This window comes from Pararhizobium sp. LjRoot238, assembly GCF_964252955.1.
GTDB lineage: Bacteria > Pseudomonadota > Alphaproteobacteria > Rhizobiales > Rhizobiaceae > Pararhizobium.
This window is the reverse complement of sequence record NZ_CAXUPP020000001.1, coordinates 1,709,944-1,723,357: the sequence shown is the minus strand read 5'-3', so window position 1 is coordinate 1,723,357 and position 13,414 is coordinate 1,709,944. Positions and strand designations below refer to the sequence as shown.

8 protein-coding genes are annotated in these 13,414 nt (G+C 62.7%); all 8 read left to right on the top strand.

The features are described from left to right. The first annotated feature begins 30 nt into the window (after positions 1 to 30). On the top strand, positions 31 to 1,317 hold the full coding sequence (locus ACSQ3F_RS08440) for a CmpA/NrtA family ABC transporter substrate-binding protein (protein WP_436099811.1): 1,287 nt from the start codon (positions 31 to 33) through the stop codon (positions 1,315 to 1,317). A gap of 386 nt (positions 1,318 to 1,703) precedes the next feature. Then, the gene (locus ACSQ3F_RS08435; RefSeq protein WP_436102080.1) at positions 1,704 to 3,086 is read left to right on the top strand and encodes a CmpA/NrtA family ABC transporter substrate-binding protein; all 1,383 of its coding nucleotides are present in this window, start codon (positions 1,704 to 1,706) and stop codon (positions 3,084 to 3,086) included. Between the two features lie 35 nt (positions 3,087 to 3,121). Beyond that, positions 3,122 to 4,207 (top strand): ABC transporter permease, encoded by a 1,086-nt coding sequence (locus ACSQ3F_RS08430; protein ID WP_436099810.1) that lies wholly within the window; start codon positions 3,122 to 3,124, stop codon positions 4,205 to 4,207. A gap of 10 nt (positions 4,208 to 4,217) precedes the next feature. Next, entirely contained in the window at positions 4,218 to 5,981 is a 1,764-nt protein-coding gene (locus ACSQ3F_RS08425) for an ABC transporter ATP-binding protein (protein WP_436099809.1), read from the top strand. A gap of 5 nt (positions 5,982 to 5,986) precedes the next feature. Beyond that, complete coding sequence (nirB, locus tag ACSQ3F_RS08420; protein WP_436099808.1) at positions 5,987 to 8,437, top strand: nitrite reductase large subunit NirB; 2,451 nt, start codon at positions 5,987 to 5,989, stop codon at positions 8,435 to 8,437. 5 nt (positions 8,438 to 8,442) lie between these two features. Continuing rightward, entirely contained in the window at positions 8,443 to 8,778 is a 336-nt protein-coding gene (nirD, locus tag ACSQ3F_RS08415) for a nitrite reductase small subunit NirD (RefSeq protein ID WP_436099807.1), read from the top strand. A 244-nt stretch (positions 8,779 to 9,022) separates the two neighbouring features. Then, positions 9,023 to 11,680, top strand: a complete 2,658-nt coding sequence (locus ACSQ3F_RS08410) for a nitrate reductase (RefSeq protein WP_436099806.1) — start codon at positions 9,023 to 9,025, stop codon at positions 11,678 to 11,680. Then, positions 11,652 to 13,136: a siroheme synthase CysG gene (cysG, locus tag ACSQ3F_RS08405; RefSeq protein ID WP_436099805.1), complete on the top strand. Its 1,485-nt coding sequence runs from the start codon at positions 11,652 to 11,654 to the stop codon at positions 13,134 to 13,136. The genes ACSQ3F_RS08410 and cysG overlap by 29 nt, the downstream gene beginning before the upstream one ends. The last annotated feature ends 278 nt before the right edge of the window (positions 13,137 to 13,414 follow it).

Below are 13,414 nucleotides of genomic sequence, written 5' to 3'. Positions count from 1 at the left end.
CACCTTCCGGCGGGAGGAATTGGAGTGAACATGATCACGAAGCCCACGGAATTGAGCGGCCATGGCCGCCTTGCGGCCCCCGCGGAAATGACCAGCGAAGGCTCGCGCACCCTGCGGGCCGGCTTCATTCCGCTTGTCGACGCCTCCGTGTTGATCGCCGCCGCCGAATTCGGCTTTGCCAAGAAGGAGGGTCTGACCCTCGATCTGGTCAAGGATGTCTCCTGGGCCAATGTCCGCGACCGGCTTGCCTTCCGCCAGTTCGACATCGCCCACATGCTGTCGCCTATGCCGGTCGCCTCGATGCTGGGGCTCGGCTCCAATCCATCGCCGACGATCACCCCTTTCTCACTGGGGCGCGGCGGCAATGCAATCACGCTCTCGACACGGCTTTTCGCCCGCATGCGCAAGGCGGCCGCCTTGCCTGAAACGGCGAGCGCTCTGGAGAACGCGCTGGCGCTGGCGAAGGTCATTGAAGGCCTGAAGGCGCGCGGCGAATCGCTGCCGACATTGGGCGTCACCTACCCCTTCTCGTCGCACAACTACGAATTCCGCTATTGGCTTGCGGCCGGCGGCATCGATCCGGACCGCGACGTCAAGCTCGTCGTCGTACCGCCGCCGATGACGTCGGACGCACTCGCAGCCGGCGCTATCGACGGGTTCTGCGTTGGCGCGCCCTGGAACATGGTCGCCTCGGAGCGAGGCGTCGGCCGCATCGTCGCCGCCAAGCAGGACATCTGGCCATCCGCTCCGGAAAAGGTGATCGGCATGCGGCCCGACTGGGCGCAAACGCATCCGGAAACGGTCTCCCGATTGATCGTATCGCTGGATGCGGCGGCACGCTGGTGCGACCGCCCGGACAACCACGATGCGCTGGCGGAAGCGCTGGCAGACGGCCGTTATCTCGCTGCGCCGGTCGATATCATCCGCCGCGTGCTGGCAGGCGAATTCAACCTCGATGCGAAGGGCAATCGCCGCATCATCGACGACTATTTCACCTTCCATGCAGGTTTCGCCAACTATCCTCGCCCGAGCCAGGCGCTGTGGATCTACAGCCAGATGATCCGCTGGGGCCAGACCGATCTTTCCTCCGCCGGCATGACGGCCGCCGCCGCAGCCTATCGGCCCGACATCTACCGCCTGGCGCTTGGAGCGGACGCCGCGCCGCTGCTGGATGACGATATCCGCGTCGAGGGAGCCGTGGATGGCGACCGCTTCGTGGACGGACAGGTTTTCGACCCGGTCCGGATCGCCGACTATATCGCCGGGTTCACGGTCAAAAGCACCACGCTCGACGGCACCAGCGGCGAAGAAATCTGACGTCGCACCGTTTGCACTGCACAAAAATTCCCACTTAAACTTGCCCCTCCATAAGCAACAGCTGAAATTTTTTGCACAAAAATGCAGCGATCAAAAATTACTCATTTAACAGATCGGCGCTAAAATCCGTTCAATTTCAAAGCTATAATCTTTCTTATCAAAACTGGCACGGGCTTTGCATGACATAAATCGCTGCGGTCAATGGCGATCGCAGCAAGCCGAAGCCCAAAATAGGCCTTCGCAAGAGACATCGACGTCGCAAGGGTTTTGCAGTCCGGGATTCCTCCTTCCCGAAGACGCAAATCTCCGAGCGGCGTTTTTTATTGCCCATTTTCCCCGTAGCCCACGGAAGGGACTGACAGATGACCGAGAAATTGACTGGTGCCATGAAAACATTGCTCAACGGAGCGGTGACCATCTGTTCCGTGTTGGCAATCGGCACCTTCGCGACGCAAGCCGCTGCCGAAACACTGGCGCTTGAAAAGGACGAACTGAAGCTCGGCTTCATCAAGCTCACCGACATGGCGCCGCTGGCGATCGCCTATGAAAAGGGCTTCTTCGAAGACGAGGGGCTCTACGTCACGCTGGAGCCGCAGGCGAACTGGAAGGTGCTGCTCGACCGCGTGATCACCGGCGAACTGGATGGCGCCCATATGCTGGCCGGCCAGCCGCTGGCTGCAACGATCGGCTATGGCACCAAGTCTCATATCGTGACGCCCTTCTCGATGGACCTCAATGGCAATGGCATCACCGTCTCCAACGCCGTCTGGGAGATGATGAAGGCGAATGTGGCGAAAGACGCGGATGGCAAGTTCGCACATCCGATCAAGGCCGACGCCCTGAAGCCGGTCGTCGACAAGTTCAAGGCAGACGGCAAGCCGTTCAATCTCGGCATGGTCTTCCCGGTTTCCACCCACAATTACGAACTGCGCTACTGGCTCGCTTCCGGCGGCATCAATCCGGGCTTCTATTCGCCGGCAGACGTCTCCGGCCAGATCAAGGGCGACGCTCTTCTGTCCGTCACCCCGCCGCCGCAGATGCCGGCAACCCTCGAAGCCGGAACGATCGTCGGCTATTCGGTCGGCGAGCCATGGAACCAGGCCGCCGTCTTCAAGGGAATCGGCGTGCCCGTCGTCACCGACTACGAGATCTGGAAGAACAATCCGGAAAAGGTGTTCGGCCTGACCGAGGAGTTCGTCGAGCAGAACCCCAATACGACGCTTGCCCTGACCAAGGCGCTGATCCGTGCAGCGATGTGGCTTGACGAAAACAACAACGCCAATCGTGCCGAGGCGGTCGAAATCCTGTCCCGCAAGGAATATGTCGGCGCCGATGCGAAGGTCATCGCCAATTCGATGACCGGAACCTTCGAATACGAGAAGGGCGACAAGCGCGAGGTGCCGGACTTCAACGTCTTCTTCCGCTACAACGCGACCTATCCCTTCTATTCCGACGCCATCTGGTATCTGACGCAGATGCGCCGCTGGGGCCAGATCCCGGAATTCAAGGACGACGCCTGGTACGCCGAGACTGCCAAGTCGGTCTACAAGCCGGATGTCTATCTGAAGGCCGCAAAGATGCTGGTCGAAGAAGGCAAGGCCAAGGACGCCGATTTCCCCTGGAACAGCGACGGCTACAAGGTGCCCACATCCGATTTCATCGACGGCGTCAGCTATGACGGCAAAAACCCGAACGCCTACATCGACTCCCTGAAAATCGGCCTCAAGGGCCAGCAGAAAGTCGAGGGCGCCGAGATCGTCGGCGGCTGATCCCACCCCTTCCTGACACTACAAGGCAAGCATAGATGGCCCACGCAACCGATACCATCGACACCGGCAAGCTCGACAGCGCAATGCGCAGGGAACGCCTCTTCCAGCGCATCAACAAGGCCGCCACATGGCTCAACATTCTCGGGCTCGGCTGGGTTACGCCGATCCTGAGGATCGCTGCCGGCGACAGCGTTCGAGAACAGATGGCGGAAATCCGCAAGACCCTGGTCATCCCGCTTGCCGGCATTCTGCTCTTCCTGGTCGCCTGGGGTGTCCTGGCGCCGACGATCAAGACATCGCTCGGCGCCGTGCCCGGCCCGGTCGAGGTCTTCGAACAGGCGGGCACCCTGTGGCAGGACCACTTTGCAGAGCGTGAAAAGGCGGCGGCGTTCTACCAGCGCCAGGACGAGCGCAATGCCAAGCTCGTGGCCGAAGGCAAGGCGGGTGAGGTCAAGCATCGCACCTATACCGGCAAACCGACTTACCTGGACCAGATCGTCACGTCGCTGGTGACCGTCGGCCTCGGCTTCCTGATCGGCAGCATCATCGCCATTCCGCTCGGAATTGCCTCGGGCCTGTCGCGCACCATCAATGGCGCGATCAACCCGCTGATCCAGCTTTTCAAGCCGGTCTCGCCGCTTGCCTGGTTGCCGATCGTCACCATGATCGTCTCGGCTCTGTACGTGAACCCTTCCGACATGCTGCCGAAGTCGCTCGTGATCTCGGCTGTCACCGTCACCCTCTGTTCGCTGTGGCCGACGCTCATCAACACGGCGCTTGGCGTCGCATCGATCGACAAGGATCTCGTCAATGTCGGCAAGGTTCTGCAGCTTTCGACGGCGACCACGATCCGCAAGCTGGTCCTGCCTTCCGCCCTGCCGCTGATCTTCACCGGCCTGCGGCTGGCGCTCGGCGTGGGCTGGATGGTGCTGATCGCCGCCGAGATGCTGGCGCAGAACCCGGGGCTTGGAAAGTTCGTCTGGGATGAATTCCAGAACGGCTCCGAAACCTCGCTCGCCCGCATCATGGTTGCAGTTCTGACGATCGGCGTCATCGGGTTCGCGCTGGATCGCGTCATGTTCGCGCTCCAGTCCGCCTTCACCTTCTCGACCAATCGATAAGGGAACGACAATGAGCATTCTTCAACTCAGCGGCGTTTCGAAATCCTACGGGCAGGGAAAGAACAGAAACGACGTTCTCTCGGACGTCAACCTGCAGGTGAAAGAGGGCGAGTTCATTGCCATTGTCGGATTTTCCGGCGCCGGCAAGACGACGCTGATTTCCCTGTTGGCCGGCCTTGCAAAGCCGGATTCGGGCGCTGTGCTCTTTCGCGACAAGGAAGTGACCGGCCCCGGCCCAGAGCGCGGCGTCGTGTTCCAGTCCTACTCTTTGATGCCCTGGCTGACAGTCGATGCCAATGTGTCGCTTGCCGTCGACAGCGTTTTCAAGGCGAAGAACAAGACGGAGCGCAAGGAGATCGTCTCGCGCTACGTCAGCATGGTCGGCCTCGCCCACGCGAAAGACCGCAAGCCTGCCGAACTCTCCGGCGGCATGCGCCAGCGCGTCGCCGTGGCGCGGGCTCTGGCGATGCAGCCAGACGTCTTGCTGATGGACGAGCCGCTCTCGGCACTCGACGCGCTGACCCGTTCGAAGCTGCAGGACGAGTTCGCCGCGATCTCCGAACAGGAGAAGAAGACGATCATTCTCGTCACCAACGATGTCGACGAGGCGATCCTGCTTGCCGATCGCATCATTCCTCTGACGCCCGGTCCGAACGCATCGCTCGGACCGAGTTTCGACGTCGCCCTGCCGCGCCCGCGTGCTCGCGCTGAAATGAATTCAGACCCCGAATTCATCCGATTGCGAGCCGCTGTCACAGCATACCTGATGGACGTCGGCGCCGATCGCAACACATCGGCCGGCCGCATCATCCAACTGCCGAATGTCGTTCCGATCACCCAGAAACTGCCCAAGGACAAGCTGCCGGCCGCCTATGAACGCGCCGCACGCACAGTGGTCGAACGGCGCTTCGTGGAGTTCTCGGAGGTCTGCAAGACCTACCCGACCCCCAAGGGCCCGCTGACGGTCGTCGATCGCTTCGATCTCAAGATCAACAAAGGCGAATTCATCTCGATCATCGGCCATTCCGGCTGCGGCAAATCAACCGTCCTGTCGATGGCGGCCGGGTTGAACGCGATCTCGGGTGGCGGCATTATCCTTGACGGCAAGGAAATCTCCGGCGCGGGGCCGGATCGCGCCGTGGTGTTCCAGTCTCCCTCCCTGATGCCGTGGCTGACGGCACGCGAGAATGTCGCCCTCGGCGTCGATCGCGTCTACCCCACTGCTTCTCCGGCAGAACGCAAGGATATCGTCGAATACTACCTTGAGAGGGTCGGTCTCGGCGATTCCATGCACCGCATCGCCGCGGACCTGTCGAACGGCATGAAGCAGCGCGTCGGCATTGCGCGTGCCTTCGCCCTTTCTCCCAAGCTGCTGCTGCTCGATGAGCCTTTCGGGATGCTTGACAGCCTGACACGCTGGGAATTGCAGGAAGTGCTGATGGATGTCTGGGCCCGCACCAAGGTGACAGCCATCTGCGTGACACACGACGTCGATGAAGCGATCCTGCTCGCCGACCGCGTGGTCATGATGTCGAACGGTCCCAACGCCCGCATCGGCAACATCATGGATGTGCATCTGCCGCGTCCGCGCAGCCGCAAGGCTCTGCTCGCCCATCGCGACTACTACGCCTATCGCGAAGAACTCATCGATTTCCTCGAAGCCTATGAGGGCGGCGCCAATCCTTCGCCCGAACGCCTCGAAACAATTCGGCAGAAGCGTGCCGCCCGTCTCGAAGAGACCGGTGGATCACTTCCCAGAACCGCAGCGGAGTAAATCCAATGGCTGAAAAACTCGTCATCATCGGCAACGGCATGGCGCCCGGGCGCATGCTGGAGCACCTGCTGGAACAGGCGCCGGGCCTCTATGAGGTCACCATCTTCAACGCCGAGCCGCGCGTCAACTACGACCGCATCATGCTCTCGCCGGTCCTTTCGGGCGAAAAGAGCTATGAGGAAATCGTCATCCATGGCGATGGCTGGTACATCGAACACGGCATCACGCTCTACAAGGGCCACAAGATCGTCTCGATCGACCGCGCCAGGAAGACCGTGACCTCGGATCACGGCGTGACGGAAAGCTACGACAAGCTCGTCATCGCCACCGGCTCCGTGCCCTTCATCATTCCGGTGCCCGGCAAGGACCTGCCCGGCGTCATCACCTACCGCGATCTGGACGACGTGCAGGCGATGCTGCTGGCGGCGCAGTCGCGCGAAAAGGCCGTCGTCATCGGCGGCGGCTTGCTCGGGCTCGAGGCGGCGGCCGGGCTTGCTTCGCGCGGCATGGACGTGACCGTGCTCCATGTCATGCCGACGCTGATGGAACGTCAGCTCGATCCGGCCGCAGGTTACCTGCTGCAGAAGGCCGTCGAGGAGCGCGGCATCAAGGTCATCTGCAAGGCAAACACGAAAGCCATCATCGGCAATGGCAAGGTCGAGGGCATCGAGCTCGACAACGGAACGATCATTCCCGCGACACTGGTCGTCATGGCGGTCGGCATCCGGCCGAACGCAGGCATTGCCAAGGAGGCCGGCCTTGCCGTCAATCGTGGCATTGTCGTCGATGCCGGCATGCAGACCTCCGACGGCGACATCCTGGCGCTCGGCGAATGCGCCGAGGTCGGCGGCATGGTCTACGGCCTCGTCGCGCCGCTCTACGAAATGGCCCGCATCGCCGCTTCGCATCTGGCCGGCGATCGCACGCCCGCCTTCGTCCACTCGGATACGCCGACCAAGCTCAAGGTCACCGGCATCAACCTCTTCTCCCTCGGCGACTTCGCCGAAGGCGACGACCGTGAGGAGATCGTGCTGCGCGACGCGACGGCCGGCGTCTACAAACGCCTGGTGCTGAAGGACAACCGCATCATCGGCACCGTGCTTTACGGCGAAACCGCCGACGGCGCCTGGTTCAACGACCTGAAGAAGAAAGCCACCGATATCTCGGAAATGCGCGAAACGCTCATTTTCGGCCAGGCCTACCAGGGAGGGTCCCCGCTGGACCCTATGGCGGCCGTTGCAGCCTTGCCGGATGATGCGGAAATCTGCGGCTGCAACGGCGTCTGCAAGGGCAAGATCACGGGTGCGATCACCTCTAAGGGACTGACCTCGCTCGACGACGTGCGGGCCCACACCAAGGCGTCCGCCTCCTGCGGCTCCTGCACCGGTCTCGTCGAGCAGCTGATGTCGATCACGCTCGGCGACGCCTACAATCCGGCCGCCGTTCAGCCGATGTGCGGCTGTACCGAGCTCGGCCACGATGACGTCCGCCGCCTGATCAAGGCCAAGGGTCTGAAGACCATTCCGGCCGTCATGCAGGAACTGGAGTGGAAGACCTCCTGCGGCTGCGCCAAATGTCGCCCGGCCCTCAACTACTACCTCGTCTGCGACTGGCCGGACGAATATGCCGACGATTACCAGTCGCGCTTCATCAACGAGCGCGTCCACGCCAACATCCAGAAGGACGGTACCTACTCGGTCGTGCCGCGCATGTGGGGCGGTGTGACGAATTCGAAGGAGCTGCGCGCCATCGCCGACGTCGTCGACAAGTTCGAGGTACCGCTGGTCAAGGTCACCGGCGGCCAGCGCATCGACCTGCTCGGCATCGAGAAGGAAGACCTGCCCGCCGTATGGGCCGATCTCGGCAAGGCGGGCTTCGTCTCCGGCCAGGCCTATGCCAAAGGCCTGCGCACGGTAAAAACCTGCGTCGGTTCCGACTGGTGTCGCTTCGGCACACAGGATTCGACCGGGCTTGGCATCCGCATCGAGAAGTTCATGTGGGGATCGTGGACGCCGGCCAAGGTGAAGATGGCCGTCTCCGGATGTCCGCGAAACTGCGCCGAGGCGACCTGCAAGGATGTCGGCGTCATCTGCGTCGATTCCGGCTTCGAAATCCATTTCGCAGGTGCTGCCGGCCTCGACATCAAGGGCACGGAAGTTCTCGGCCTCGTCAAGACCGAGGATGAGGCGCTCGAGCACATCGTGGCGCTGACGCAGATGTACCGCGAACAGGCCCGCTATCTGGAGCGCATCTACAAATGGGCCAAGCGTATCGGCCTCGACGAAATCCGCCGCCAGATCATGGGCGATGCGGAGAAGCGCCAAGCCTACTACGACCGCTTCGTCTTTTCCCAGAAATTCGCCCAGGTCGACCCCTGGTCGGAGCGTGTCTCCGGCAAGGACAAGCATGAGTTCCGGCCGATGGCGACGGTCGGATATTCGGAAGCGGCGGAGTGAGGGAGATGGACATGAACTGGATCGCAATCGGCGACATCAACGACATCCCGCTGCGCGGCGCCCGCTGCGTGAAGACGCCGCAAGGCAAGATCGCCGTGTTCCGTACGGCCGAAAACGAGGTCTTCGCCATCGAGGACCACTGCCCGCACAAGGGCGGCCCCCTCTCCCAGGGCATCGTTCACGGCAAAGCGGTTACCTGCCCGCTGCATAACTGGGTGATCTCGCTCGAAAGCGGCAAGGCGCTTGGCGCCGACGAAGGCGAGGTGCGGACGATCCCGGTGCGCAACGAGGACGGCGCGCTCTCCATCGCGCTTGAAAGCCTGATGATGGCGGCGGAGTAGGATATGGCCGTGCGCGTGGCGATACCCCCCTCTGTCCCTTCGGGACATCTCCCCCTCAAGGGGGGAGATCGGTTTGAGTTTGCCGCTGCCCGTTTGTGCAAGAAAAGCGTCTATCGCTCTTGCGCAGTGGATGGAGACCAGAGGCACAGCAAGCTCCCGATCTCCCCCCTTGAGGGGGAGATGTCAGCAAAGCTGACAGAGGGGGCTGAAAGCCACGGGCGACACAGCAGCAGGGGGAACATCTGTGTCCACTGAAACCAAGACCACCTGTCCCTATTGCGGCGTCGGCTGTGGCGTCATTGTCAAGATCGATGACACCGGCGCGGTCAGCGTCAAGGGCGACCCCGATCATCCCGCCAACTTCGGGCGGCTGTGTTCCAAGGGCTCGGCTCTGGCGGAAACCATCGATCTTGACGGACGTGTTCTTTACCCGCAGATCGATGGACAACGCGCAAGCTGGGACGAGGCGCTTGACCTTGTCGCCTCCCGCTTTTCCGAAACGATCGCCAAGCATGGCCCCGATTCGGTGGCCTTTTACATCTCCGGTCAATTGCTGACGGAAGACTATTACGTCGCCAACAAGCTGATGAAGGGTTTTATCGGCTCGGCCAATATCGACACCAACTCGCGCCTTTGCATGTCATCCTCGGTCGCCGGCCATCGCCGTGCTTTCGGCGCCGACACCGTACCCGGTACTTATGAGGACATAGAGCTTGCTGATCTGGTCATCCTGACCGGCTCCAATCTCGCCTGGTGCCATCCGGTCATCTACCAGCGCCTCGCCGCCGCCAAGGCCGCCCGGCCCAGCATGAAAGTCGTCGTCATCGACCCCCGCCGCACCATGACGGCCGATATTGCCGACCTGCACCTGGCGATCCGGCCGGATGGTGACGTGGCGCTGTTCATGGGCCTGCTGGCACACCTTGCCGGCACCGCTGCGATCGACCAGAACTATATCGGCACGCACACCAATGGTTTCGCAGAGGCTTTCGCCGCGGCCTCGGCCCTTAGCATTGCCGACCTGATGGAATTGACCGGCCTGCCCTCCATGCAGTTGCGGCAGTTCTTCCGCCTGTTCGAGGAAACCGAAAAGGTCGTCACCTGCTACAGCCAGGGCGTCAACCAGTCCGCCTCCGGCACTGACAAAGTCAACGCCATTCTCAACTGCCATCTGGCGACCGGACGCATCGGCCGTCCCGGCATGGGACCCTTCTCGCTTACCGGCCAGCCGAACGCCATGGGCGGACGCGAGGTCGGCGGCCTCGCCAATATGCTCGCCGCCCACATGGCGATCGAAAACCGTGAGGATTGCGAGCGTGTCCAACGCTTCTGGCAATCGCCTGATATTGCCCGCAAGCCTGGCCTCAAGGCCGTCGACATGTTCCGGGCAGTCGCCGACGGCCGGATCAAGGCGCTCTGGATCATGGCCACCAACCCGGTCGTCTCGATGCCGGATGCCGATGCCGTCGCAGCCGCCATCGCGGCCTGTCCCTTCGTCGTCGTATCCGACATCCTGCAGGACACCGATACGACCAAGCTTGCCCATGTTCTTCTGCCTTCGCTGGGCTGGGGCGAAAAGGACGGCACCGTCACCAACTCGGAACGCCGCATTTCCCGCCAGCGTGGCTGGCTCACCGTCCCCGGCGAGGCCAAAGCCGACTGGTGGCAGATGGCCGAGGTCGGCCGCCGCATGGGCTTTAAGGGCGCGTTCTCCTTCCGCTCCGCCACCGCCGTCTTTGCCGAGCACGCGGCTCTGTCGGCCTTCGAAAACGGCGGCAGCCGCGATTTCGATATCGGTGCGCATCAGCAGATCGATGAAACGACTTACGATGCGCTGGCGCCCTTTCAATGGCCGCAGCCGGAAGGCTCCGGGATACAAACCACACGCTTCTTTAGCGACGGCGGCTTCTTCCACCCAGATCGCAAGGCGCGTTTCATTGCCGTCAGCGCTCCCGTCACGGATCGGACCAATACCGATTTCCCGCTGACGCTCAACACAGGCCGCATCCGCGACCAGTGGCACACAATGACGCGGACCGGCAAAAGCGCCCGGCTCTCCGCCCATATCGCCGAGCCCTTTGCCGAAATCCACCCGCGCGACGCAATGGAACTCGGCATTGCCAGCGCCGGCCTCGTCGAGATCGAAAGCCCCTACGGCAAGGCTGTCGTGCGCGCCCTCGTGACCGAACGTCAGGCCCGCGGCAGCCTGTTCGTGCCCATGCACTGGAACGATCAGTTTGCCGCCAAGGCCCGCATCGACGCCGTCGTCGCGCCGGTCACCGACCCCTTCTCCGGTCAGCCAGCCTCGAAGAACGTCGCCGTCGCTGCCCGGCGGCTGAAGGTTGCAAGCTATGGCTTTGCGGTTTCGGCCACCAAGCCGCAGGATCTCGACACCACCTACTGGGCCATGGCAAAGGCCGAAGGCGGCTGGCGCCTGGAACTGGCGTTCGACGCCGCCCCCGAAAACTGGACGCAGTGGTGCCGCACCCATCTCGGCATTCCCGACCATATCGAGCCGCTCGGTTACGCCGACGCCCAGACCGGCGACCTGCGCCTTGCCTTCTTCGATGGCGACCGCCTGCTTGCCGCGTTCTTCCTCGCCCGCCAGCCGGTCGCCGTCGCGCGCAACTGGGCGATCGAGCAACTGACTGTCCAACATGCCGAAATGGCCAAACGGTTCGCCGTCGTTGCCGGCCGCCCGGGCGCTGGCCGCATGGACCCCGGCGCGACCGTCTGCTCCTGCTTCAGCGTCGGCGTCAATCAGATCGTCGCGGCCGTGCGCGGTGGCTGTCACAGTGTCGAGGCGGTCGGCAAGGAATTGAATGCCGGAACCAATTGCGGCTCCTGCCGGGCCGAAATCAGGGGGATCATCGATGGATGCCTTGCAGCTGCTGCCGAGTGACCGGAACACCCGCCCCGCCCGCATGGCACCGCTCGCCAAGCTGCCGGTCTTTTGGGCGCTTGAAGGAAAACGCGCTATCGTCGCTGGCGGGTCCGACGCGGCAGCCTGGAAGGCGGAAGTTCTCGCCGCTTGCGGAGCCGAAATTCACGTCTACGCGGAAGAGCTGAGCGAGACGTTTGCGAACCTCATCAATCAAGACGGCCGGTTCTTTCATCACGAGGCGCAATGGTCGCCTTCCTCCTTCGAAGGCGCGGCAATCGCCATTTCCGACTGCGAAGACGACAAGGCGGCCGCCGCGTTCTTCGCGGCAGCCTGCAAGGCCGGCGTGCCGGTCAACGTCATCGACAACCCGAAATACTGCCAGTTCCAGTTCGGGTCGATCGTCAACCGCTCACCCGTCGTCGTCGCCATTTCCACCGATGGCGCAGCCCCCATTCTCGCCCAGGCGATCCGCCGGCGCATCGAAACGTTGCTGCCGCCATCGCTGAAATCCTGGGCCACGCTGGCGCATGCCATCCGCGAAAAGGTCAATGCAAGCGTAAACCCCGGTGCACCGAGGCGCGCCTTCTGGGAAGGGTTCGTCGATCGCGCGTTTGGCGTGGCACCCGAGAGCGAAACCGAGGCCGAGCTTCTCGCCGATGCCGGACGGATCGTCGCGCACACCAAACCGACGATCGGCCGCGTGACGCTGGTCGGCGCCGGTCCCGGCGATGCGGAACTTCTGACGCTCAAGGCCGTGCGCGCCCTGCAGGCGGCCGATGTCATCCTGTTCGACGATCTCGTCTCCGACGAGGTGCTGGAACTGGCGCGGCGCGAGGCGAAGCGCATGCTGGTCGGCAAACGCGGCGGCCGGACGAGCTGCAAGCAGGAGGACATCAACGCCACGATGATCACGCTCGCCAAGGCCGGAAAGCGCGTGGTCCGGCTGAAGTCGGGCGATCCGATGATCTTCGGCCGCGCCGGCGAAGAGATTGCCTGCCTGGAACAGCAAGGCATTCCCGTCGATGTCGTGCCTGGTATCACCTCAGCCAGCGCCATGGCCGCGCGCCTCGGCGTTTCGCTCACCCACCGCGATCACGCGCAGGCCGTCCGCTTCGTCACCGGCCACTCGCGCCTCGGCGAGCTGCCCGAACATCTCGATTGGCAAAATCTGGCCGAACCGCGCACCACGACGATTTTCTACATGGGCGGACGCACCGCAGGACAAATCCGCGCGCGACTTCTGGCGGCCGGAATGGACAGCCGGACTCCGGCGGTCGTGATGAGCGCCGTCTCCCGCAGCAATGAAAAACGCTGGATCGGCACAGTTGGCGATCTAGCAGATGCCGTAGAGCGAATCGGCGTCGACAATCCGATCCTGATCGGTGTCGGCCAGGCCTTTTCGGAAGCGCGAGCCGGAGTTGAGAGCCCAGCCGGGCAACCGGAATACGATCAAGCTCGAGCCCAGGCAATGTGATGCGCGATCGTCTGGCGGCGGGACGCAACACCGATCCGCCGCCAGATTCGCCGCCCATGGCAGCAGCGAGTCGTTGACCAATTCTGCCCGTTGTGTTCGTTCCGTTCGATCCGAAGTGAATACGAACACCCGCAAGCAGGCTGTGGTTCTTCTCTTTGGCGATTGAGTTGTCCGAAACAGACAACCCCGTTCATCATATCGATAGCCTGCGAAGAATGCCGCCGGCGCGGAATCCGGTCGAAAATTGATCAGCTTTTTCACGTTGCGGGCATCCGGCT